The sequence below is a fragment of the Nocardiopsis sp. NRRL B-16309 genome (assembly GCF_001279585.1).
GTDB lineage: Bacteria > Actinomycetota > Actinomycetes > Streptosporangiales > Streptosporangiaceae > Nocardiopsis.
Genome location: NZ_LGEC01000002.1, coordinates 306,893 through 331,575, shown reverse-complemented (window position 1 = coordinate 331,575; position 24,683 = coordinate 306,893). Strand labels below are relative to the sequence as shown.

Sequence of the window (24,683 nt, the reverse complement as noted above, 5' to 3'; positions counted from 1 at the left end):
CCTCCGACTTTGGTCGGGGTGGACCCTGACAGAAGGCTGACGCGACCCTGAGACTTCCCTGAACCGCGCCCGACGGACGCAACTTCCGATATGTCGCGAAGTAGGGTGAGAAGCGCGCCCCGGCGAAAGCACCGCCCGCGAGCGCGGGCCGGGCACTTGGGCTCGGAGCCAGTATCTCCCACACAACTTTCGAGGACCGGTCACGTGATCGGCACACCGGCGTGCGTCGGCTTTCGGGCTCGCGACACGGGACGGTCCGGCGGTCCGTACGGCAGCGAACCAGCAGCGAACTAGGAGCGAGAAACTCTCATGTCCAGATCGGCCATCAGGGTCCGTGGCACCGACCGTCCCCCCGCGGGGACGGTCGGCCACTCCACGAAGGGAGCGACCGCATGAATCGACTCTCGGTCGTGTCGCTCGGCAACCGGGCGCTGGTCCTCCTCATCACTCTGGCCATCCTCTTCTTCGGGGTCCTCGCGGCCATGTCGGCCAAGCGCGAGCTCTTCCCCGAGTTCTCGCTGCCGATGGTCATGGTCTCGGGGACCTACGAAGGCGCCACCCCCACGGTGATGGAGGGCCAGGTCACCGAACCGCTGGAGCAGGCCGTCCAGGGTGTCGAGGGCGTCACCTCGGTCAACTCCACCAGCAGCACGGGCTCCGTCCAGATCATGGCGGAGTTCGACTACGGCCAGGACCAGGACGCGCTCGTACGCGAGACCCAGGTCGCGGTCGACCAGGTCGCCGGGTTCCTGCCCGACGGGGTCGACACCAACGTCATGTCCATGAGCACGGACATGTTCCCCGTGGTCATGCTCGCCGCCAGCACCGAGAGCGGCGACGAGCAGGCGATGGCCTCCACCGTCGAGAACGTGCTCCTGCCCGAGCTGGAGTCCGTGCCCGGCGTGCGCGCCGCCAACCTCACCGGGGTGCCCGGCGAGGACGTCGAGGTCGTCCTGGACGAGGACGAGATGGAGGACGCCGGCGTCACGTCGAACGACGTCGGCCAGGCCCTGGAGACCAGCGGCCTGCTCATGGCCGGCGGCTCCATCGACGAGGACGGCCGCTCCCTGAGCGTCACCACGGGTGAGCAGCTCACCTCCCTGGAAGCGGTCGAGGAGCTGTGGGTGCAGCCCCAGCAGGGCGTCGACCAGTCGGCCGCGGTCCCCGGTGCGCCCCCGGCCGCCGCGCCCGAGCCCGTCCAGATCTCCGACGTCGCCGAGGTCGAGCTCGTCTCCCAGGACTCCGGCAGCATCGCCCGCCTGGACGGCGACCCCAGCATCGCGCTGATGATCATGGCCATGCCCGACGGCAACACCGTCGAGATCTCCGAAGGCATCCAGAACGTCCTGGACGAGCAGGCCGACGTGCTCGGCGACGACATCAACGTCTCCGTCGTCTTCGACCAGGCGCCCTTCATCAACGACTCCATCACCGACATGTTCGAGGCCGGCGGCTACGGCCTGGTCGCCGCGGTCATCGTCATCCTGGTGTTCCTGCTCTCCATCCGCTCCACGCTGGTCATCGCGGTCTCGATCCCGGCCTCGCTGCTGGTGTCCTTCCTGGGCATGCAGGCGTTCGGGTTCACCCTCAACATGCTGACCATGGCCGCGATCACGATCGCCATCGGCCGCGTGGTGGACGACTCCATCGTGGTGCTGGAGAACATCCGCCGCCACATGGACTACGGCAAGGAACGCATGACCGCGGTCAAGGACGGTGTGCGCGAGGTCGCCACCGCCGTGGCCTCGTCCTCCTTCGCCACCATCGCCGTCTTCCTGCCGCTGGCCTTCGTCGGCGGCATGGTCGGCGAGCTCTTCACACCCTTCGCCGTGACCAGCAGCCTGGCGCTGGCCGCCTCGCTGCTCGTGGCCCTCACCATCACGCCGGTGCTGTGCTACTGGTTCCTGCGCCCGCGCCAGGTCGGCGACGTCTCCCAGGAGGAGCTCGAACGCCAGGAGAGCGAGCGCGAGAAGCGCCGTCCGCTCCAGCGCGCGTACCTCCCGGTCATCCGGTGGATCACCACCAAGCGCAGGAGCGCCACGGCGATCACTCTGGCCGCCTCGGTCGTCATCGTGGGCGGAACGGTCGCCATGGCCACCACCGCGGAGACCGACTGGCTCGGCCAGGCCGAGGAGAACACCTACATGGCCGTCCAGGAGCTGGAGCCCGGCACGTCGCTGGACGCCGCGGACGAGGAGGCGGCCAAGGTCGAGGAGGTCCTGGCCGGGATGGCCTGGATCGACTCCTACCAGGTCAGTGTCGGGGGCAACGACCCGATGATGGGCGGGGGCTCCGACGAGATCTCCTACACCATCACCGCCGACCCCGAATCCGACCAGCTGCGCAACCGCGACGTGCTGCGCGACGCGTTCGCCGAGATCGACACCGAGTTCGAGCCGCGACTGGACTCGTCCGGCGGCATGGGCTCCACGTCCGACATCGTCGTCCAGGTCACCGCCGAGGACCAGGAGACCCTGACCGAGGCCACGGACGAGGTCGCCCGGGAACTGGACGGGATCGACGGTCTCGACGACGTCGTCAACGGCGTCTCCGCCTCCCAGTCCGCTCTGGAGGTGCACGTCGACGCCGAGGAGGCGGCCGACCAGGGCCTGTCCGAGGCGACGGTCGGCCAGGCGGTCACCGCCGCCTTCCAGGGCCGGCGCGTGGGCACCGCGACCCTCGACGACGCCCGCCACGACGTGGTGGTCCGCGTCCAGGACGCGCCGGAGACCGTGGAGGAGCTGGAGGAACTGCCGCTCTCCACGCCCGCCGGAGAGGAGATCGAGCTCTCCGAGGTCGCCGAGGTCGAGGAGGTGCTCCAGGCACCCGAGCTGACCCGGGTGGACGGGGTCACCAGCGCGAACGTGTCGGCCACCGTGACCGGGTCCGACCTGGGCACGGTGAGTGCCGAGGTCATGCAGGCCGTGGAGGCCCTGGACCTGCCCTCGGGCGCCGCCGCCACCATCGGCGGTGTCAGCGAGGACCAGACCGAGGGCTTCATGCAGCTCGGCCTGGCGCTGCTCGCCGCGATCGTCATCTGCTACCTGATCATGGTGGCGACGTTCAAGAGCCTGATCCAGCCGCTGCTGATGCTGGTCTCGGTGCCCTTCGCGGCCACCGGCTCGCTCGCCCTGCTGCTGCTGACCGGCACACCGCTGGGCGCCGCGGCACTGATCGGCATGGTGATGCTCATCGGCATCGTCATCACCAACGCCATCGTCCTGCTGGACCTGATCAACCAGAACCGCAACAAGGGCATGGAACTGGGCGAGGCGATCGTGGAGGGTGCCAGGCACCGTCTGCGGCCGATCCTGATGACGGCGGCGGGGACCATCGCGGCCCTGCTGCCCATGGCCACCGGCCTGGCCGGCGGCGGAGCGTTCGTCTCGGCCCCGGTCGCGATCGTGGTGATCGGCGGACTGGTGTCCTCGACACTGCTGACGCTGATCCTGCTCCCCGTCCTCTACCAGCTGGTGGAGTGGCGCAAGGAGCGCCGGGCGGCCAAGCGGGAGGCGCGCCGTGAGCGCCGCGCCGCCCGGAAGGGCCGGGCGGGTTCGGTCACGACGGCCGCGGAGTCCGGCGGAGCGGACGGCGGAGGCGGTGCGCACGAGCGCGCCGAGGAGCCGGTCGGTCGCTGACCGTCCACCGTGAGGGCGCCCCGTGGAAGCCACGGGGCGCCCTGTGCTTTACAGGGGCCTCCGCTCGTTCCGGGGCGCGTGCGAGGTCGCGGGAAGCCGGGGACCACCGGGCGCGATCGTGCGTCACCGGGGCGGCGATTTGTGCTATCCGCGCACTACAGGCAGGCTGCGTCACATGGATGACACGAACAAGAGCCTTGACGACCTTGTCCGCGCCGAACTGGGGGAGGAGCCCTCGCAGGCGGCGAAGGACTACGCACGCGAACTGTACGAGCGCTACCGGCTGACGCCGACCGACGGTGACGGCGAGGTGGAGGCGCCCGAGAAGTAGGCGTCCGCTAGTCCTCGTCCCACGTCAACTCGAACCAGACCATCCGGCCCATGCCGTCCACACGGGGCTCGGATCCCCATGTGCTGGCCAGCGCCTCGACCAGATCCAGGCCCCGACCGTGTTCGTCGGTGTCGTAGGGGTCCCGGTGCTGGGGCTGGGGTGCTTCCATCACGTTGCCCAGGTCCCGGACCTCCACCCGCGCCCATCCCGACGACAGGCGCACGCACACCTCGAACTTGCCGGTGGCCATCCCCGACGCGCTGTGCGTGATCGCGTTCGTGGCGAGCTCACTGGTCAGGAGGGTCGCGGTGGTGAGTTCCGGTGAGTCCGCCAGCTGCCGGGCCACGAACCTGCGGGCGTAGGCGATCTGGCTGGGCAGCCCGGGGAACCGCCGTCTCAGGGTGCGGGGGACGGTCTCGGTGCTGTGCGGTGTGCGCTCTTCCATGGAATTCGCCGGACGTTGTAAGGGACGGGACGAAGCGGGCGTGCCGGGGCCCGGCCAGGAGGGGCCGACGCGCGAGGTCGGGTCGTGCGCGTGGCAGGTGACGACGGTGCTGCGCGGTCGTGCGGTCTCACACATGTGGGTGTACTCCCCGGTGACGTGTGTTCGCGTAGGGCATGGCATGTGAACGCCTGGCCCTCGCGGCGTCCATGCCCGCGTGGTGCGGGTCACGGCGCTGACTGGACACACAGGTCGGAGCCCCCTGGGGCAGGGAGGGATGCTTTGCTGTGCCGCGGGGTGCGCGGTTCGAGGGCGGCGACGAGCGGTGCGGGAGAAGCCGTCGGGCTTTCCGTCGAAGGGTGGTGCCGGTGGGAAGGTGGGTCATGACAGCGGTCGCATGTGCCCTGCGACACTGAAGGGCGTAGTCGGGCATAGCATACGCTCCGTACCTCCCTGGGCACCCGGCCGACCTGGCTTGGCCAGGATAACCCCGCTTGAACTGGTTAAAGAGGATCTCTACCAGAGTCACAGGTTCGGTCAGGGCCGGATATCGGCGAGGTTTCGCCGTCCCAGGGGCCTCCGCAGCAAGATAACAATTAGGTCACGCGCTGCTGAATTCTGGGACACGCCCGGTCTTGCGTCCCCCGTGCCGGACGCGACAGGGTATGAAGCATGGCTTCCCCCTCCCCCCTGCCGCCCGGCCTCGGCGTCGAGATCGACCGGGCCGTGCGGCTGGCCGACGAAGGCCACGTCCTGGTGGGCGGAAGCCCGCCGCGCGCACTGCGGCTGACGCCCTCGCAGCTCAGTGCGGTGATCCGCTGGTCGAGCGGGTCCGCCCCCAGCGGCTGGACCGAACGCGTCCTGGCGCGTGTGCTCATCGAGGAGGGGCTCGCCCACCCCCGCCCCCTGCCGCCGGTCCCGTTTCGGTCCGCCGCGGACGTGGACGTGGCCGTGGTGGGCCAGGCCGGCGCGCACGGGCTGGCCCGGACGCTGGACCGCCTCGCCGAACTGCATCCGGACGTCCGGCCGGTGGTCGTCGGCGCGACCGGGCCCCGCGCCTGGGCCGCGCGCGCTCGCGGCGCCCGGATCGTGCCCGGGCCCTCCGGCGGCCCCGAGGCCCGCGCCGAGGCCCTGCGCGTGTGCGCGGCCGAGTTCGTGGCGCTGCTGGAGTCCGGATCCCGTCCAGGCCGCGGGTGGCTCGACGCCGCCCTGGGACACTTCGCCGATCCCGCCGTGGCCGCCGTCGTCCCGCGCGTGCTGACCGAACGCCCCCGGGCGGCGGGCCACTGGCGCCAGGTCGTGGCCGCCGTCGCCGCCGCTCGCACGGGGGCGGACCGCGGCGCGGACCCGGCGCCGGTCCTGCCGTGGGGCCAGGGCCCGGGACAGCCGGGTGCCGCCAACGAGCACACCGCCGCGGACCCCCTGCGGCCCCTGCCCGCCCTCGTGCTGCGCCGGTCCGCGCTCGACGGCACTTCCACGGCTTCGGGGGCGCAGGACGGGTCGCGGCGGGCCGGTGCGACCGGCGGGTGGGCGCTTCGGCCCGAACTGCGGTCGGGCGCCGAACTGGACCTGGTGTGGTGCCTGGCGGGGGAGGGCAGGACGGTCCGCTACGAGCCGCGCGCCCGCGTCTGGGCGCGCCCCGTGACCGATCTCGGCGGCTACCTGCGCGCCTGCTTCGCCGCGGGGGCGCGGGCGGCCCCGCTGGCCCGGCGGCACGGACGCCGGGCCGCGGGCCCCGAGCTGTCCCCGGAAGGCGCCGTGGGCCTGGCGCTGGCGGCGTCGGGGCGTCCCGGCGCGGGGGCGGCCGTCGCGGTGCTCGCGGGCGTCGCGGCGGTGCGGGAGGAGCCCGACGGCGCGGTGCCGCCCTGGCCGGAGACGGTGCGGCTGGTGGCCGGGGACGTGGCGCACACGGCTCGCCTGGGCGCGCGTGCGGCACGGGAGGCGTGGTGGCCGGTGGCCGCGTCGGTGGCCGCGTCGGTGGCGGTGGCGTGTGCCCTGCGGCGCGGGCGCGGCGGTCGGCGGATCGCCCTGGTGGCCGGTGCCGCGCTGGTACTGCCGCACCTGGCCTCCTGGCGCGCCGACCGGGGCGCGGTGCTGGTCGGGCCCCTGACGTGGACGGCGCTGGGCATGGCGGGGGACGCCGCGCGCTCGGCCGGGACGTGGTGGGGCGCGGCGCGTACGGGGTCGGCGGCGCCGCTGATCCCGCGCCTGCGGACACGGGCACGCGTGGCCGGTGTTCCGGCCGAGTCCCCGGACGGGCCGGCCGCGCCCCATTCCAGAGTGAAGACGGTGTCACTGCTGCTGGTCAGAGGCGTCTGACGCCCGCCGCCGTGGCTGCCGTGGGGACACGATTGACGCCAGTGGTCGGGGTCGCCGTGGGGACAGGATCCGCCACGGGAGGCGCTGCGCCCGTGCGCCCGAAGCACGACGTGGCGAAAACACGATCCGTTCTACGATGGTTTGTCATTCTCTGTGGGCTTTGGTCGTTGTTTATGTTCTTCACGTATCCTCATTTTCGAGTTCGCCGTGATGTGGGCGCCGGTGGCCGTGGGTGTGCCGTAGAAGGCGCATTCCACCGGCAATGAGGATTATTTGGACATCCCGAATTTAAGCGGAATCTGCTCTAAAAAGCACACAATTCACCTTGTGGTGACGCGTGAATCCGGTACCGTTGTCTATTCTTGATTCAGTGGTTACCGTCGAGTGCCCCGTCGTCCCGCAGGCTCGTGACATTCCGGTCACAGATCGTGAATCGGAGGGCAGGACGCCTGGTCGGCCACAGGCACCCCCGAAGGCGGCCGCGCACACCACACGTCGGGCGCCGAACGGGGCTGGGAGGTTCGGAGATATTCTTGGGCAAGTTCCTGGCCAGGCGGATGCTGAACTACGTCGTACTGGTCTTCATCGCGACGAGTTTCGCCTACGTGCTCGCCGCCACCCATCTGGACCCGCGCGCGTATTTCGAGCAGATGCAGCCACCGCCTTCCCCCGAGGCGGTCAACGACCAACTCGACTCGCTGAACCTCAACGACGAGACCCCCATCGCCGAGCGGTACGCCACCTGGATGAGCGGCGTTCTCACCGGCGACTTCGGCCGCAACATCCAGGGCGGCGACGTCGCCTCGCAGATGTGGATGAAGGCCGGGGTCACCCTGCGCCTGATCACGGTCGCCACCCTCCTGGGCAGCGCCGTCGGCATCGCCGTGGGCGCCTACGCCGCCGTGCGCCAGTACCGCGGCTTCGACAAGGCCGCCACCGCCGCCTCCTTCGTCGTCCTGTCGATCCCCACGGTGGTCATCGCGATCGTCGTCCAGGTCATCGCCTCCTCCGTCAACGACGGGCTGGGCACGCAGCTTCTGCGCTACTCCGGCGAGTACTCGGCCGGATTCGACGGCACGTGGTGGGAACTCCTGCTCAACCGCCTGCACCACGCGATGCTGCCGACATTCGTCCTGGCCGTCGCGCTGTTCGCGGCCTTCGCCCGCTACCAGCGCAACATGATGCTGGACGTGCTCGGCGCCGACTTCGTGCGCACCGCGATGGCCAAGGGGCTCACCCGCCGCCAGGCCCTGTTCAAACACGCCCTGCGCACCGCGCTGATCCCCACCATCACCTACTTCACCTTCACCTTCGGCGCACTGGTGGCGGGCGCGACCTTCACCGAGAAGATCTACGGCTGGCACGGCATGGGCGCCTGGCTCATCGACTCCATCTTCCGCCACGACGTGCACGTCGTGGCCGCCGTCTCCTGGTTCATGGCGATCACCATCATGGCGGCGTCGTTCCTCTCGGACCTCCTCTACGCCTGGCTCGACCCGAGGGTGCGGGTGTGACCGTGCGGCACAGCCCGCTGGTCCACCGGCACCGCCGTCCGCACGCCCCGCGCCCCGCCGCGGCGCCCCAGTTGGAGAGCACCCCATGAGCACGATCGAAGAGAGCAGGGCGCCGGCGCCGGTGCCGGCCGCGCCCCCGGCACCGAGCAGGCTCAGGGACCTGGGCCGCCGGCTCATCGGGACCCGCCGGGTCGTCGTCGGGCTCCTCCTCCTCGTCCTGCTGGCCGCCGTCGCCTTCCTGGGTCCCCTCGTCAGCCCCTGGGAACCGGGAGAACGCGACTTCTCCGCCATGCTCGAAGGGCCCACGACCGAGCACTGGGCGGGCACCAACCGCACCGGCCAGGACATCTTCACCCAGGCCACGGCGGGCCTGCGCAAGTCCCTGCTGATCGGTCTGCTGGTCGCGGTCTTCTCCACCGGGTTCGCCGCCCTCGTCGGCGCCTTCGCCGGCTACGTCGGCGGCGTGACCGACCGGGGCCTGATGTGGACCGCCGACCTGGCGCTGGTCCTGCCGAACTTCGTCATCCTGGCGATCCTGTCCACGCACTTCGCCGGTGACGGGGGCTGGCTGGTCCTGGTCGTCCTGCTCGCCGCGTTCAGCTGGATGGTCACCTCGAAGATGGTGCGCGGCCTGACCATCTCGCTGCGTGAGCGCGAGTACATCCACGCCGCCCGCTTCATGGGCGTGCCCGCGCACACGATCGTCCTGCGCCACATCCTGCCGAACATGTCGTCCCTGCTCATCGCGGACGCCACCATCATGGTGAGCGGCGCGATCATCGGCGAGACCGCGCTCAGCTACTTCGGTCTGGGCGTGCAGTCGCCCGACATCAGCCTCGGCATGGTCATCGCGGCCGGATCCGCGTTCGCGACCACGGCGCCGTGGGTGTTCGCCTTCCCCACGCTCCTGCTGATCGTGATGGTGCTCGCCGTGAACATGGTCGGGGACGGTCTGCGCGACGCCCTCGACCCCCAGTCCACGTCGCGCCGGCCGTAGGAGACCCACCATGAGCACTGACACCGTCGCGGCCCACCGGGCGGCGCACAGCGGCCACACCGGCGACACCCCGGTCCTGGAGGTCACCGACCTCACCGTCACCTTCCCCGGGACCAACGGCAACCCCGACGTCCACGCCGTCCGCGGCGTCGGCTACTCCGTCTCCCGCGGGGAGGTCCTGGGCATCGTCGGCGAGTCCGGATCCGGCAAGTCCGTCTCCTCCATGGCCGCGATGGGACTCCTGCCCGACCACGCGCGGATCACCGGCTCGGTACGGCTGCACGGCGAGGAACTCCTGGGCCTGGACGACCGCGCCATGGCGCGCAAGCGCGGCAGGGTCATCTCCATGGTCTTCCAGGACCCGCTGTCGGGACTGACGCCCGTCTACACCGTCGGCGACCAGCTCGCCGAGGCCGTCCTGGTCCACGACGCCAGGACGCCCAAGGCCCAGGCGCGCGCCCGCGCGGTGGAACTGCTCGACCTCGTGGGCATCCCCAACCCCGCGTCGCGCTACCGCTCCTTCCCGCACGAGTTCTCCGGGGGTATGCGCCAGCGCGTCATGATCGCGATGGCGATGGCCAACCACCCCGACGTCATCATCTGCGACGAGCCCACCACCGCACTGGACGTCACCATCCAGGCGCAGATCCTCGATCTGCTGCGCACCGCCCGGCGCGAGACCGGGGCGGCCATCGTGATGATCACCCACGACCTCGGCGTCGTCGCCGGGTTCGTCGACCGCGTCCTGGTGATGTACGCGGGCCGCGCCGTGGAGACGGGCGGCGTCGACCAGATCTACCACGGCAGCCGGATGCCCTACACCATGGGGCTGCTCGGCGCCGTGCCCCGCGTGGACGCGGAGCGCCGGGGCGCGCTCGTCCCCGTCCGGGGCAACCCGCCGTCGCCGTCCGACCTGCCGACCGGGTGCACCTTCGCGCCGCGCTGCCCCATCGCCGAACCCGAGTGCGAGAGGAGCGAGCCGGCACTGCTCGCCGTCGGCTCCCAGCCCTCCCGCGACGACGTGCGGGACTCCCGCCCGGGCGCGCCACCGGAGGACGACACGGGCGGAGCCGGCGCACATCGCTCCGCGTGCCTGCGCTCGGGCGAGATCGCCCGGAACCGGTGGACCGCCCTGGACATCTACCCCGTGCCCGAGATCCCGGAGCCCGCGGCGTCGGCCGCACCGCGCGCGGACCGCCCGGAGATGCTGCGCGTCACCGGCCTGGTCAAGCACCACCCGCTCACGAAGGGCACGGTGTTCAAACGACGCGTGGGAACCGTGTACGCGGTCGACGGCATCGACTTCGACATCCGCGAGGGCGAGACGCTCGCCCTGGTGGGGGAGTCCGGCTGCGGGAAGTCCTCCACCCTCATGGAGATCATGGGGCTGCACGAACCACAGCGGGGCAGAGTCGAGGTGATGGGACGGGACACCGCGGGCCTGAGCAGATCCGACCGCTTCCGGTTGCGGCGCGACATGCAGATCGTGTTCCAGGACCCGATGAGCTCCCTGGACCCGCGCATGACGGTCTTCGAGATCATCTCCGAGCCGCTGCGCACCCACGGAACCCCCCGGGCCGAGACCACCGCGCGGGTCTACGAGCTGCTCCGCCTCGTCGGACTCGACACCGAGCACGCCACCCGCTTCCCCGCCGAGTTCTCCGGCGGCCAGCGCCAGCGCATCGGCATCGCCCGCGCCCTGGCCCTGGAACCCAGACTGCTGGTGCTGGACGAGCCGGTGTCGGCCCTGGACGTGTCCATCCAGGCCGGTGTGGTCAACCTGCTGGAGGAACTGCAGGCGCGGCTCGGGCTCTCCTACCTGTTCGTGGCGCACGACCTGTCCGTGGTGCGGCACGTCGCCGACCGGGTCGCGGTCATGTACCTGGGCCGGATCGTGGAGATCGGCGACACCGAGTTCGTCTACACCCGGCCCTCGCACCCCTACACCCAGGCGCTGCTGTCGGCGATCCCGATCCCCGACCCGGAGAAGGAGCGCGCTCGCACGCACATCGTCCTGGACGCGGACCCGCCGAGCCCCGCCGACCCGCCCTCGGGTTGCGGGTTCCGGACCAGGTGCCAGAAGTTCGGCACCCTCTCCGAGCCGGAGCAGGAGCAGTGCGTGAGCGACGAACCCCTGGTCACGCCCGTCAACCGCGGCGACCAGGCGGTCGCCTGCCACTTCCCGGAGCGGCAGGCGGGCGTCTGAGCCCGCAGGCACGGCCGGCGCCGCCCCGCGCGTCGGCCGCATCACCCCACAGGAGGAGGATCCCCATGCGGTTCGGGAAGGTGCGCCACCTCGCCCCCCTCGCGGCCCTGGCCCTGGTGGCCGGCGCCTGCGGCGGCGGTGACGACCAGGAACACGCGAACGTGCGGGCGGGGTCCCTCGCCGCCCAGGACCTGAACCCCGCGCCCCGCGAGGACCTGCGGGAGGGCGGCACCTTCGTCTGGGCCCTCAGCGCCTACGACGAACAGCACAACATGCACCACGTCGACGGCAACCTGGCCAACGTGCGCCGGGTGGCCGCCGCCGTGCTGCCCAGTCCGGCCGAGTACGACGGCGAGGGCGCGGCCTCCCCCAACACCGCGTACGTGACCGACTTCGGTGTCAGCGACGACGGCCTGGAGGTCTCCTACGAGCTCAACCCCGACGCGGTGTGGTCCGACGGTGAGCCCGTCACCGCCCACGACTACGAGGCCAACCTCGAAACCCTCAGCGGTGAGCGCGACGGCGACTGGGAACTCGGCGGCATCGACGGCTACGACCGGGTGTCGGCGTTCGTCCCCGGCGAGGACGAGTACTCCTTCACCCTGGAGTTCGAGGAGCCCTATGCCGAGTGGCCCTCCCTGTTCTCCCCCCTGTACCCCGCCGAGTACATGGAGGACGAGGAGAAGTTCAAGGACGGCTACCGCAAGGCCTACCCCGTCACCGCGGGCCCGTTCGGGGACGTGGAGTTCGACGACGTCACCGAGCGCGTCACGATCACGAGGAACGAGGACTGGTGGGACACCGAGCCGCTGCTGGACGAGATCGTCTTCGACGCCATGGGCAGTGACGCCATGGCCGCCGCCTTCAACAACGGCGAGATCGACGGCTTCTACCTGGGCTACGACGCCGCCGGCTACGAACTCCTCAAGGACCGCGAGGGCGACGGCGCCTACTTCACCCAGGCCGTCAACCACGGCCACCGGTTCGTCTCGCTGAACGCCGCCAGCCCGCGGCTGGAGGACGTCCGCGTCCGCCACGCCATCTCCCTGGCCATCGACCGCGATGCCCTGGCCGAGGTGGCCCTGGGCGCGGTGGACTGGCCGATCACGGGCCAGGTCAACCGACTGCTGCGTTCCAGCCAGCACGGCTACCAGGACAACAGCGAGGGGTACGGCGAGTTCGACCCCGAGCAGGCCGGCGCGCTGCTCGACGAGGCCGGCTGGACGCTGGACGGGGGTGCCGAGTTCCGTACCGACGAGGACGGCGACACGCTGACCCTGGACTGGGTGGCCTCCGAGGACCTGGACATCGCCAAGGACGAGGCCGAGATCGGTCGCGACATGCTCGCCGAGGTCGGCATCGAGGTCGAGGTCCAGCAGGTGCCGTCCAACGCCCTGTTCTCCGAGTACATCATCCCGGGCAACTACGAGCTCGCCACCTACGTGCTCACCGGTTCGAACCCGTACGCGGGTGACTCCCAGGAGAACTACGGCATGCCGAACGAGGACGGCGAGTGGGGCAACAACCTCGCGCGCACGTCCACCCGGGAGATCGACGACGCCTACGTCGCGCTGCGCTCGGAGACCGACCCCGACCGCTACGCCGAGATCGCCAACGAGATCGACCGCATGCTGTGGGAGGAGGTCGTGAGCATCCCCCTCTTCGAGCGCCCGGGCCTGTACGTGGTGAACGAGGACCTGCACAACTGGGGCGAGTACGGTCTGGCCTCGGACTACGTGTACGAGGACATCGGCTGGGCCGCCGAGTAGTCCGACGCCCCGGCGGAGGCGGCCCCGTCACCGGTGCGTCCGGACGGACGTCCGGGGTCGGCTTGGGACTGGGGGTCGAGCTGTGACAGGCTCGGAGAACGGACAACACCCCCTTGGCCCGCTCGTGGAAAGCCCTCGATGAGACTTCACCCGTTCGCCGCCGCAGGCGCGGCGGCACTGCTGTGCGCCGCACTGGTCTCCTGTTCCGGCGATGACGACCCTCTGGACGCGGATCCGGTGAACGCCGACGTGGCCCCGGAGCCCGAGCAGGAGAGCGCCGCTCCCTCCGACACGGTCGAGGAGGAGGTCACCGCACTGGGCTGGGCCGGGCATCCCGGCGAGGTGGACGGCGAGGAGCACCCGGGTGTGACCGGGGGCGCGGACGGCGAGACCGTCACCGCGTCGGACGCCGACGACCTCGCCGAGCACCTGTCCTCGGACGAACCCCTGACCGTCGAGGTCGACGGCACCGTCGATCTCGACGGAACGCTGGAGGTCGGTTCGGACAAGACCCTGGTGGCCGGGGAGAACGGTGCGGAGCTCACCGGCGGGCGCCTGGTGCTGGACGGCGCGGACAACGTCGTCCTCGACGGACTGCGCGTGGACGCCGACGGAACGGCCCTGGCCCTGCGGGGCGGCAGCCACCACGTGTGGGTGGACGGTTCGACGTTCTCCGGGAGCGACGACGGCCCCCTGGTGACGGTGGACGACGGCTCCGACTACGTCACCCTGTCCTGGAACCACTTCAGCGACGCCGAGTCCGCTCTGGCGGTCGGCGGCGAGGACGACGAACCCGGTGCCCTGCGGGTGAGCATCCACCACAACTTCTTCGACGGCACGGCCGGGGCCCAACCCCGGGCGCGCAACGCCGAACACGTGCACGTGTTCAACAACTACTTCCGCGGCAACGCCGAGTACGGGGTGCTCTCCGCACACGGTTCCCTGGTCCTGGTCGAGGGCAACTACTTCGAGGACACGGCGATGTCGGTCTCCAGCGGAGACGAGGACCCCGGCAACGTGGTGACCAGGGACAACCTCCTGGTGGACACCGAGCAGCCGGAACTGCGCGGAGACGTGCCGGACCCCCCGTACGCCTACGAGGTCGACGACACCGTGGACGTGCCGGACCTCGTGACCAACGGCGCGGGCCGCGGGTCGGCCGTCCGGCCGTGAGCGATCCGCACCCGCGTCCACGCGCACCGGCGGCGGTGGCCGGGTCTCCTGCGCCGAGGGTTCACCGGCGGCAGCGGTGGTAGCGGTGGTAGCGGCGGCAACGGGCGGGACTCCGCCGCTGAGGATCACCTGAGGAAGGGATGGGTGGGACTCCGCCGCCGAGGTCGTTCCTCAGGGCATGCCGAACCCGTGGTACTCGTAGCGTTCGCTGTGACCGTCCGGTGAGCTGTAGTCGAACCTGCGCGGATAGCCGCGCGGATCGATCCACAGCTCGAACTCCGCGTCCTCGACGGCGCGAAGCGTGTTCGTGCCGTCGTCGAAGTCCGCGCGCATCGCCGTGAACGTCCCCGTGTACCGGTACGCGGCGTGGCCGGCCTTCCTCCCCGGCCACGCCGTGCGTTCCTGTTCCCACCCGGCGAACTCCAGGTCGGTGGAGGTGTTGAGCACCTCGCGCAGCCGGGCCGACGCGAAGGCGCGCGAGCACAGGTACCGGTCCGCGGCACTGGGCGGCTCCAACACGAGCAGTCCGGGGAGCGCGGTCTCCGAGGTCATCATGTACTGGCCGTCCATCTCGTACCGGTAGACCTCCTCTCCGCCCGCGGCGTCGACATAGTGCTCGAACGCCGGCTCGGCCCCGTCGTCGTAGACCGCGTGCCCGTGTCCCACCGCCGGGGCCATGAGCGAGACGGGAATCGTGCTCCCCATGACCGCGGCCGCACCCACGGGCACGGCTCCCCCGTCGCTGAGGGTGAAGGTGATGTGGAAGTGCGTGGCGGCGTCCACGAGGTCGGCCGCCGCGCGTATGGTCCCGCGAGCGTTCTCGGGACCCTCGTCGGTGGTGGCGAAGGGGTTGGTGAGCGCCGAGAAGCCCGCCGGGTTCGGCAGGGGCTCGTCCGTGGCCAGCCGGGTCAGACCCCACCCGCTCGCGGTCGCGGCGAAGCAGGCCAGGAGCACGGTCAGGCACAGGAGCCAACTCGGCCGGAGGTGGTCGGGCCCTGGGGTCTGAGGCGGCCTGTGATCGGTGGGGGAGGTGTCCGGCATCGACGTCGACACGGGTGGGACCTCGATTCTGGGGGGCGTGGGTGTGAGCGGGGCCCGGGCGGCGCACGGAGGCTGAGATCGAAGAGCGCTCCGTTGATTCCGGAGAGTACTTGCTCGGGAGCGCGGTGTGGTCGGGATCGGGTGCAGGTTCCAGCGTCGCTCGGAGGTGTTCACCTCCGGCGGACACGAAGCGCAGCACGTATTCGCTGTGAGGGGAGTCGAGGGCGGGTCCGACGAACTCGAAGGTACGGGTTCGGGCCAGCATGCGCAGGGTTTCCTCCGAAGCGTGTTCCCACAGTGTCCGAATCGCGATCCGCGCGGCCAGGGACCCGGTGAATCGGCGGGTGGCGAAGAGTTCCAGCCACTCGTCGGCCTCCAGCCGCAGGACCGTGGCCTCCAGCACCTCGGAGTCCAGCAGGCCCAGGACGGCCAGGGCGCAGTCGACCCGCCCGACGGCCGACACCTGGCCCCGCGCGCACCGCAGCACCGCGTCGGCCGCCGCCACGGGATCCAGCGTCCACTCCTCGCCGGACCCGGACCCGGACCCGGACCCGGACTCGGACCCGGACCCGGAGTCCGGTCCAGGGCCGGTGTCGGAGCCCGGACCGGGGCCGCCGCCGTTCCCGGGTGCGTAGTCCTGCCCCACAGCGCCTGTACCGCCGCCGGGAGCAGGGCCGTCGCCGTTCGGGTCAGCCGGAACACCCCCGATTCCGTCCCCCGGAACGTGCCCGTCCCCGCTTCCGTTCTCGTGCTGGTCGCCCGCCGCGCCCCCGTCGTCGACCCCGCCCGGATCGGTGCCGCCGTCACCCGGCCCGGGGCCGGTCCCGATCGGTCCCGGGCCGGTGTCCTGCCCGCCCAGGACGCGCTGGACGGCGCCGCCCAGCGCCACCGGTGTCCGGGGTACGAAGGAGAAGGCCGCCACGGCCAGGGACACCACCACCAGGAGCAGGGCCGCGTGCTCCACCAGCGCACTGCCCCGTTCCCTGCCGTGTCGATCCGCGCCGCCCCGGTCCCTGCGGCGCCACCTCATCGCAGCCGCGGCGGGTGTCGGTCGAACCTGAGGGCGTCCCGCTGGAGGGCCTGCTCGTCCTCCGGGGAACACGTCCACCCCCGCGCGGTGAGTTCGTGCTGGAGCCGGCGCAGCAGTCGACCGGGGTGGGCGCACAGGTCGTGGATGCCGATGGGCACGATTCCCCATCCCTCGTCCGCCATCGCCGCGTACCGGTACCGGTCCAGCGCCCGGGTCCGCGGCTCCGCGTGGTGTTCCCGGCTGTCGTACTCCAGCGCGAGCCGGTAACGCGGCCAGCCGAGATCGGCGTGGAAGAGCCCTTCCCGGGTCGGAACGGGGCACTGCGGTTCGGGCGCGGGCAGCCGGGTCGAACGCACCAGGACCCGTGCCCACGACTCGGCGGGGGAGTGGCTCAGCCCGGAGCACAGCCGCACGGCGCTGCGCAGTCTCGCGTGCTGGCCCGCCGGTCGGCGACGCCGGGTGGCGGCGACCAGTTCGTGCCGGTGCACCAGGCCGCGGGCCAGGAACATGTCGAGCCTCGACGTGGCCAGGAACACCGAGGGTGCCCGGGCGGCGATGTCGGCGGCGGTGCGGGCGGGCGCGGTGATCCGCGCCCCCTCCACCTCGACCCGCTCGTGCGCTGGCACGGGTTCGGGGTGCGCCACCACCGCCTGTGTGCCGACACGGCGCACGCCCCGGGGTACGGCCACGTGCAGCCGCGTGCGCGTGACCCGGGTGCCGTGCGGGTAGGCGTCCACACCCCACACGTAGGCGGCGGTGATGTCGCACGCGACGGCGTCGGCGGAGAGCAGCCCGAGCACGGGGACGAGCGTGCGCAGGAGAAGGGAACGGTCGGGGAGGGTGTCCTCACTGACGGTCATACATCCAGGTTCGGTGGTGGACGACGGCCCGACAAGGGCCCGCCCGCGCCTGTGGACAACCGCTTCCGCGGGGCGAAGTCCGCCGCGGCCCGACCGCTACCGCATCGGGCCGTCGCCGGCCGCGACGTGGATGTGGTCCACGTGGTCCAGCGTGATGTTGCCGTAGTGCGGGTAATGGCGGGCGACACGGGGCCACTGGCCCACCCGGTCCGGTGGGAAACGGGTGTTGTTCCAGATCAGGCGGTCGTAGATGATGCCCTTGACCCCGAGTCGGTCGGCGTTCTGGATGAGCCAGTTGATGACGGTCACGGCCGTGGCGTCCATCTCGGACGAGGGCTCCTGCCCGATGCCCGCCATCATGTAGTCGATCGCCTCGCCCGTGTTGTGGTCGCTGCCGGTCTCGGCACGATAGCCGCCCGCCGTGAGGTAGAAGCCGCCGAACTCGTCCTGGAGGGCCTGGTGGACCGCGCACATGCGCGGATGCAGCCGCCCGAGTGAGTCGCAGTCGATGATGGCTCCTCCTCCGAACACCCGGGAGGGATCGAAGCGGTAGGCGCCCTCCTCGTCCACCAGGTTCACCCGGATCATGGACAACGCGGTGTCGAGGCTGTCGACGGGGCCGTTCACGCACTCGATGACGCCGTCCGAAGACCGGCCGCACTCGTTGGGAGGGTGCACGATGGCGATGGCCGAGGCGTTGCCCACCACGGTGTCGGCGTCCTCCTCGGAACCGTCGCAGGCGACGTCGTTCCACGGAACCGAGCCGTCCTCCTCCAACTCCTTCTGGCAGATCGCGCCGCGTACCTCGACGCGCACGATGTTGCCGTTGCGCCCCTGGACGTTGTCGCTGGCCCGGATGTCGGTGAGGACCGCGCCGTTCTCGCGCGCGTACTCCTCCGCGCGGGCCTCGGCCTTCTCCTCGTCGAACCACGGCATCGGGTAGGCCCCGTCGAACAGGTCCTGGGCGGCCTGGTCCCGCAGAGCGCTCACCGCGGCCAGCGCGGCGGCGTCGGCGGCGGTCTGCACCTGGCTGCGCTGGTCGTTGGCCGCGCCCACCCGCACGAAGAGCAGGGTCAGCGACAGCAGGGCGAGCGTGAGGCCGAACAGCAGCAGGACGTTGGACTGGCCGGCGTCGTCACGGCCCAGCGGGAGCCGACGCCGGGAGCGCACGGCCGTGGCCGCGCGCCGTGGGGACCTTCGCGGTGCCATACGCGTTCCGGGGGGTCGTCCGCGCGTACGCGGTGAGGCAGGGGTCGGCGGGGGGCGGTGACGGAATCCGCTCCCTGGCGTAGCTTATCCGGGCCTGTCCGTGATCGGTAGGCCCTGTGGACGGCCGCGGCGCGGTCGGCGGTGCCCGGTCGCGCGTCAGCCCGGCCGGGGCCGCCCACCGGTGGGGCGCGCCGCGGAGCCGGCGTGGGCGTGCGTCGGCGTCCCCTCGCCGAGTCCCGTCCAGGTGTCGGCCCAGAGCCGCCGGGGCGGAGGACTCGGGGCGCGGCCCCGGTCGCTCCGCCCCAGGCCCGGCCGCCGGTCAGTCCTCACACCCCTGGGGGTTCGCTACATGTGGCGCCGCAGGGCCTCCCACGCGTGGACGTCGGCCACGGTCACCTTGACGTCGCCGGAACCGACGGCCGACGCGGTGACCGACCGGACGAAGGGCCCGTGCGCCCACCGGCGTGCCGTGCGCAGGGGCACGGACTTGGCTCCCACGCGCCCCAGCGCTCCCGGCGGTCCCACCAGCAGGCGCAGCCGCCACGTCGCTCGCAGCCCCGGCACCCCGCCGAACTCGGCGCGCCCCAGGAGCGGCAACCGCCCCGTCAGCCGCGATCGGTCGGCGGTCGGGACGAGACGCAGCGGATACCGCTGTCCCGCGCACGAGCCGCGCACGACCTCCACCGCGCACTCGACCCCGTCGGGCAGAGCGTCCCCCAGCTGCACGTCCAGACGGAGATCGTCGCGGCGGCGTCCCACAGGGCGCACCCGCACCTCGTCCACCTCCAGCGTGGGTGCCAGTGGTGACGTCCTGAGCCCCAGCCGGTCGTTGACCGTGTAGTACGGGCGGACCCTGGACCCGCAGCCCCGGTTCTGGTGCACCTTCTGCACCGGGTACTCGATGATGTTCTTGTAGCCCACCACTCCCGACAGGTGGCGCCCCACCGAGCACTCGGTCCCGTCGGAGAGCACGAGCCGGATCTCCCAGGTCTCGGACTCCGCGTGCCGCCCGCGTACGACCGCCTCCGGGTCGACGACGGCCGTGAAGCGCCCGTCACCGGCCACCGGCGCGGAGAACTCCCGCAGGGTCCGCGGCGACGCGCGCAGCCGCACCGCGAGCCGCGCCCGCGCGTCGGCCCGGTCCCGGCCCAGGACCCTCCCCTGCACGGTGATCAGACCGTCGGCGACCTCCACGTGGTCGACCTCCGCGTGGTGGTCCGAGCGGCGCACGTGCAGGGCCAGCCTTCCCTTCGCGTTGCGGGTGGGCAGGACCAGGGCCAGCCTGTCGACGTCCGCGGCACTGAGCGGAAACCCGTGCTGGTGGATCACCACGTCCCGGACGGGCGTCTCCTTCTCCCCGTCGGGCCCGTCGTCGACCCGGAACACCTCCCAGGTGCGCGCCGCCAGCCGCCGCGCCTCCGGGTCGACGACGACCTCACCGCGCTCGTCGGGCGTCAGGGTCACGCGCGCACCGGGATGGGTGAGCACGACGTGCGCGGGCGGGTCGGCGAACGTCAGCACGGCGTGCCCGTCGCCTCCGGCCCGCACCCGGCAGGCGGCCGGCAATTCGGTCCGGGGGGCCGGGATCCTGGGTTCGGGAGGCGCGCTCATCTTGTGCAGCGGGGTGCCCAGCAGGTCGGCGAACAGCTCCTCGTGCATCCGGCAGACGTTCGCCGGGTCGAACCGCTCGGAGTCCAGCAGCGCCGCCTGGGACATCTTCCGGCGCAGTTCGTCGTCGGCCATCAGCTCCGCCAGTCCGTCCGCGATGCCCGGCGCCGAACGGTTGGGCACCAGCAGCCCGTCCTCGCGGTCGCGGATGATCGACGCGGGCCCGTGCGGACAGTCCGTGCTCACCACGGGAAGGCCCGAGCGCATCGCCTCCACGATCGTCATCCCGAACGGCTCCTCGCTGGACGTGACCGCGGCGAACGCCCCCTGGGCCCAGGCCTCCTCGACCCGGGGGTGTGGCCCCATCAGCCACACGCGGTCGTGCAGGTCCAGCGACGCCACCAGACGGGCCAACGAGCCGCGCCGGTCTCCGCGCCCGTAGATGCGCAGGGTCCACTCGGGGAACTCGTCCGCCACCATGGAGAACGCCTGCACCAGCAGGTCATGCCGTTTGCTCGGCGCCAGGCGGCCCGCGGAGACGATGGTGTGCGAGTCGAGCCCCTCGGTCGTGAACGGCGGCGCGGGGACCGAGTTCGGGATCGACAGCAGCCGCACGCCCGGCAGCGCCATCCGGTCGGCGTACGTACGCGCGTCGGCCTCGGTCACGGTGACGAAAGCGTCCAGGTTCGGATACTCCGTCTCCATCACCCGGCGCAACGCCTGCGAGTGCTGTTCGTAGGTGAGGTGCTCCTGGCCGACCTTCGCCACGTGCCGGGGCGCGGCCCGGGCGATGACGGCGTTGAGACCCGGCCTCGTGCCCACCACCACGTCGGCGTCGGTGGTGGTGAGGTACTCCTCCAGCCGGTCGTCGGTCAGACGGCTGTGGGTGGACCCGCGCGCGTCCTCCGGCGGGAAGAGCAGCGGCGGAAGCCCGGCCCGTTCCGACCCCTCGTACAGCGGGCGCCCGCCGACCCCGATGCCATCGCCCCTCGACTCCTGACGCACGTCCACGAGCGGACGCAGGCGCACCCGGGCGGGCACCGGCAGGACCGGCTCCGCCCGGTGCTGGAACACCGAGACGATCTCGACCTCGTGGCGCTCGGACAGTGCCGAGGCCTGGTTGGCGACCGTGCGTACGGTGCCGCCGATGCCGTACATGTCGTTGATCAGATAGGCGATCTTCACCGAGCCCCCCATATCCGTGGGCTCCGCCCCGCGCCCCCGCGAGACGGAGCCGTCCCCGTCGACCCCGCGCCGGTCCCGCCCCGAGTGGTCGGGCAGCGCGGGGATGAAGGATCAGGCTATGGGCGGGATTTCCGGAAAAAGCCCTGTTTGCGCTACTCGTCCCGAAGGTTTGCGACCATCTGTGAGGGTTTTGCGCAGTGTTCAGACTGTGGAGACCTACCGCGAGCCGGAGGGCTGGCGCGAGGGACAGGAGCACGGGGCGCTGACCGTACCGGAGCGGCGCCCGGTCCACGGGCTCAGGAGAGGTAGGGCGACTGGCGCCGGTCGCGGGGCCCGCTGCATGGCGAGCCGTGGCGCGCGTGGTCCTCTTCCCGTGCGCGGACGGGTCCTGGAGGGGGCCGTCCTCGCGTACTGCCGGCGCAGGCGTGGCGGATGCTCCGACCGCGGCCCGCGGGTTCCGAGGCCATCGATGCGGGCGTGGCCTGGAGTCGACGGGGGTGTGCGTGGCGTGCGTGAAAGCCCGCCCACGGGCTGTGGCGGGTCAGTAGGTCTTGGTGTTCTCCCAGGACTCCCAGGCGACGCAGGGCAGCGTGTGGTGGTCCTCGATGTAGTCCAGCCCCCAGGAGATCTGCGTTCGCGTGCTCCCCGCGAACCCCTCGGGCATCTCACCGTGGACAGCCGGATTGAAGCCCGGGATCCCGGCCGCGCCGGTATTCGGGTCCACGAGCGTGTGGTCCCAGTTGGACGTGCTGGTCCACAGGTTCTGCAGACACGTCCATTCTTCGTCTTCCCAGCCTTTTGCCGCGGCCATGTTGAGGGCGACCGCCTCGTTGTCACTCTGGTTGGAGTTCCCACTTCCCCATTCGTACTCCTCGGGCTCGTCCGGGCGATCGGCGTCCACCCAGGTCTCGTCCCCGCAGTCGGGTCCTTGGACCAGGCACACCATCTGTCGGACCCCGTTGTTGAAGGTCTGGCTGAGCTCGAGTTCGTACACGGCGAGCATGACGGCCGCCGCCAGGACGGTCACGACGGCCAACTCGACCATCGATGCACCCCGGTCGGAGTGCGCTCTTCGGACCGGCCGTAGGCGACCGACCACGCGCGGGGGTCCGCTGCGCTCACCAGAGCGCCCGGGCGGCCCCGTGGGGGAGGGCCGTCGGGTGTCCGCTGGCTCGGAACGGTGAGGGGTGGGCAAGGCCGCCTCCGGATCAGGAAATCGGAACATCCTCGATGGGTTCGAACCCAGGGATCTCAATCGATACAGACTCAACACCACTCGGCACGGAGAACATTGACCAATACGCCATAGATTCTCCGGGTTCAACGCGCTCACTAAAATTTGAGGAGGTATTTCCAGAGCATAGGCATTCTCCCGATCCGTCCATGATCGGATGGAATCGAGTGCTCCCGTCTGAAGATAGAGCTGTGACAGCGGAGAAATACGGCCCGGAGTAGGTGTACGTGCGGTCGGCAAGCCATGTGACGACTACTGGATCCGTGGTCGGGTTCTCGATGCTCCAAGTCACAGACAAGAGATTTCCGGCGTCATTTCTCTCGGCATGGTGCACGTTCGCTGTCAATTCGGACTGAGAGTCGATTCCATTGGCGCTTCCAATGCTGTCGAGATCTGTTGCGTTCGGGGCTATTGCTGCAGCGCCTGGCCCCGCATACGTGAGCACGAGCAGTGCACTGGATACCGTGATTATGCCGATCATGCGACGGATTGATCGTTTCATGTTCCACCTCTACTTCTCGAAGGTGACGGTCACACGGCGGTTTCTCTCGCGCCCTTCCTCCGTGCTGTTGTCGGCGATTGGGTCAGAAGAACCATGTCCCTCCACTTCGAACGAAACTCCGCTGCGGGTGATCATTTCATCCAGCGTGGATTCTACCGACTCGGCACGTTCCTCAGATAGTGGTATATTTACAGAGTCGCTGCCGGTGTTGTCTGCATGGCCGTCTACTCTGACCGTGGATGATTCTGCGTCATCGATTTCGCGGGCAACTTGCTCAAGGATCTCTTGTGCTTCCTGCTGCAGCTCAGCGCTGTCAGTTTCGAACAATACGTCCGAAGAGAGGATGATGCTGACTTCGTCGTTGTTTTCCGAGCGGCCAGTTTGGTCTTCTGTGTCATCGGACAGCATCGTAAGGTCTGAAATTTCTGGATTAGCTAATTCGGCTTCGTCTGCTGAATCTGATGATTCCGTCAATGGTACATCGAGAATTGGCGGTGCCAGTGGCGTTGTGATCGTCATGGAGCTGATTTCTGGTGGTGGTTCCGGATAGATCACCCACATTTCGGCAGTTGTGCCGCTTCCAATGGCGCCGGATAGTGGTGCCGAGCAGTAGCATTTCCCATCGATCCTCTTGTAGCTGCTGTATCTTTGCTGGTTTTCGGCGTCAATCAGGGTGATGGCTCCTGCTGTTCCCTGATCTGTCGCACTGGATAGGCCATCAAAAAGAACAAATGACTCGTTGGAGTCGTTTTTAATTCCTATCCTTAAGCGAAGGAGATCATTGTCAAGTCTTTCGAGGGCATAGACTTCGATTTTTAGATCATCACCCAAGGAGCTGCTGGATGTGATGCTGGAAGCCATCTGCTCTGGAGACTCTGACGGATTTCCGGATGAAGTGGGTGTGTTTGTGGTTTCGGGGGTGTTGTTATCTGGTTGATCGGGGTCCGTTGATACAACGCAGCCAGATAGCAAGAAGGATAGCAATATGGTTGTTGAGCTTGCGACAAGTGGTGCCTTGAGTCGCCGATATATGGGATAGGCGTTCTTGGGCAACAAGGCCCTCCCGTTGTTCTGGTGTCTTCCCGTGAGAAGCTCTGAGTGAAGCAGTATTATTACTATTTGGTCCGCAAGCTCAGGGCCCGGATGGCCCGTTGAGGACGTTGGACACTGCAGTACCAATCGATCCGCTGATATTTTCGACCAGGCCGAGTTGGTAAATAGCTACTGCGATGGCGGCGACCAGGATCACGATAGCGGCGTATTCCACTATTCCAGCGCCGGTGTCGGATTTCCTTGACGGGGGGCTCGCGTAGGTGCTGAGGGTTACCCACAGGCGGGTCAGGCTCTTCACGGGGTCGACTCCTTGGGGGCGGGTGTTCCTGGTGCCACTGCGTTGTGGCCTGGGGTGGCCGGGTTGCGGCGGCATCCGGACCGTGGGGGCGCTGAACCGAGGTCATGGGGACAGCAGGGGCCTGTGAGTCGATGACTCGCACCACGGATCCCCACTATCGGGCACGACCATCGGTGTTGACTTCGGTGCTGACCGGATGTGGCCACGTGTTTCCATGATGCCCTCCGGCGAGGCCGAGCACACGTTGTCCACAGGCGGAGTGAGAGCCCAGGTT

Annotated in this window: 17 protein-coding genes; 8 read left to right on the top strand and 9 right to left on the bottom strand. The window is 70.1% G+C overall.

The genetic code is table 11. From position 1 onward, the window contains the following. Nucleotides 1-392: 392 nt before the first annotated feature. Both ADL05_RS01250 and ADL05_RS30970 read left to right on the top strand, forming a co-directional pair. Nucleotides 393-3,638 carry an efflux RND transporter permease subunit gene (locus ADL05_RS01250; RefSeq protein ID WP_053614943.1) on the top strand — a complete coding sequence of 1,082 codons (3,246 nt, stop codon included), beginning with the start codon at nt 393-395 and terminating at the stop codon, nt 3,636-3,638. Between the two features lie 175 nt (nt 3,639-3,813). Continuing rightward, nucleotides 3,814-3,969, top strand: coding sequence for a hypothetical protein (locus ADL05_RS30970; RefSeq protein WP_197285642.1), 156 nt, complete (start codon nt 3,814-3,816; stop codon nt 3,967-3,969). Between the two features lie 7 nt (nt 3,970-3,976). On the opposite strand, the gene ADL05_RS01245 is transcribed toward ADL05_RS30970, so the two are convergent. Further along, nucleotides 3,977-4,414: an ATP-binding protein gene (locus ADL05_RS01245; RefSeq protein ID WP_053614942.1), complete on the bottom strand. Its 438-nt coding sequence runs from the start codon at nt 4,412-4,414 to the stop codon at nt 3,977-3,979. A gap of 669 nt (nt 4,415-5,083) precedes the next feature. Between ADL05_RS01245 and ADL05_RS01240 the strand changes: the two genes are divergently transcribed. The 6 genes from ADL05_RS01240 to ADL05_RS01215 all read left to right on the top strand — a co-directional run bounded on the left by ADL05_RS01240 (nt 5,084) and on the right by ADL05_RS01215 (nt 14,389). Next, nucleotides 5,084-6,730 (top strand): family 2 glycosyl transferase, encoded by a 1,647-nt coding sequence (locus ADL05_RS01240; protein WP_053614941.1) that lies wholly within the window; start codon nt 5,084-5,086, stop codon nt 6,728-6,730. 533 nt (nt 6,731-7,263) lie between these two features. Further along, nucleotides 7,264-8,244 carry an ABC transporter permease gene (locus ADL05_RS01235; protein WP_053614940.1) on the top strand — a complete coding sequence of 327 codons (981 nt, stop codon included), beginning with the start codon at nt 7,264-7,266 and terminating at the stop codon, nt 8,242-8,244. A gap of 85 nt (nt 8,245-8,329) precedes the next feature. Next, nucleotides 8,330-9,241, top strand: coding sequence for an ABC transporter permease (locus ADL05_RS01230; RefSeq protein ID WP_053614939.1), 912 nt, complete (start codon nt 8,330-8,332; stop codon nt 9,239-9,241). A 10-nt stretch (nt 9,242-9,251) separates the two neighbouring features. Next, nucleotides 9,252-11,447 carry an ABC transporter ATP-binding protein gene (locus tag ADL05_RS01225; RefSeq protein ID WP_053614938.1) on the top strand — a complete coding sequence of 732 codons (2,196 nt, stop codon included), beginning with the start codon at nt 9,252-9,254 and terminating at the stop codon, nt 11,445-11,447. Nucleotides 11,448-11,512: 65 nt separating this feature from the next. After that, nucleotides 11,513-13,216, top strand: a complete 1,704-nt coding sequence (locus ADL05_RS01220; protein ID WP_053614937.1) for an ABC transporter family substrate-binding protein — start codon at nt 11,513-11,515, stop codon at nt 13,214-13,216. 138 nt (nt 13,217-13,354) lie between these two features. Next, nucleotides 13,355-14,389: a polysaccharide lyase family 1 protein gene (locus tag ADL05_RS01215; protein ID WP_053614936.1), complete on the top strand. Its 1,035-nt coding sequence runs from the start codon at nt 13,355-13,357 to the stop codon at nt 14,387-14,389. A 171-nt stretch (nt 14,390-14,560) separates the two neighbouring features. Here the strand turns inward: ADL05_RS01215 and ADL05_RS01210 are convergent, their stop codons facing one another. The 8 genes from ADL05_RS01210 to ADL05_RS29220 all read right to left on the bottom strand — a co-directional run bounded on the left by ADL05_RS01210 (nt 14,561) and on the right by ADL05_RS29220 (nt 24,409). Beyond that, entirely contained in the window at nt 14,561-15,343 is a 783-nt protein-coding gene (locus tag ADL05_RS01210; protein WP_053614935.1) for a hypothetical protein, read from the bottom strand. Between the two features lie 1,113 nt (nt 15,344-16,456). Further along, nucleotides 16,457-17,320, bottom strand: a complete 864-nt coding sequence (locus ADL05_RS01205; RefSeq protein ID WP_053614934.1) for a hypothetical protein — start codon at nt 17,318-17,320, stop codon at nt 16,457-16,459. Between the two features lie 96 nt (nt 17,321-17,416). Further along, entirely contained in the window at nt 17,417-18,529 is a 1,113-nt protein-coding gene (locus ADL05_RS01200) for a pilus assembly protein TadG-related protein (protein ID WP_053614933.1), read from the bottom strand. Between the two features lie 345 nt (nt 18,530-18,874). Beyond that, the gene (locus ADL05_RS01195) at nt 18,875-21,322 is read right to left on the bottom strand and encodes a glycosyltransferase family 4 protein (RefSeq protein WP_053615050.1); all 2,448 of its coding nucleotides are present in this window, start codon (nt 21,320-21,322) and stop codon (nt 18,875-18,877) included. A gap of 541 nt (nt 21,323-21,863) precedes the next feature. Then, entirely contained in the window at nt 21,864-22,367 is a 504-nt protein-coding gene (locus ADL05_RS01190) for a hypothetical protein (protein WP_231640554.1), read from the bottom strand. Nucleotides 22,368-22,530: 163 nt separating this feature from the next. Continuing rightward, the gene (locus ADL05_RS31460) at nt 22,531-23,037 is read right to left on the bottom strand and encodes a hypothetical protein (protein ID WP_231640553.1); all 507 of its coding nucleotides are present in this window, start codon (nt 23,035-23,037) and stop codon (nt 22,531-22,533) included. Between the two features lie 30 nt (nt 23,038-23,067). Beyond that, entirely contained in the window at nt 23,068-23,919 is an 852-nt protein-coding gene (locus ADL05_RS30965) for an OmpA family protein (protein ID WP_197285641.1), read from the bottom strand. 271 nt (nt 23,920-24,190) lie between these two features. After that, complete coding sequence (locus ADL05_RS29220) at nt 24,191-24,409, bottom strand: hypothetical protein (RefSeq protein ID WP_082376010.1); 219 nt, start codon at nt 24,407-24,409, stop codon at nt 24,191-24,193. Nucleotides 24,410-24,683: the final 274 nt, after the last annotated feature.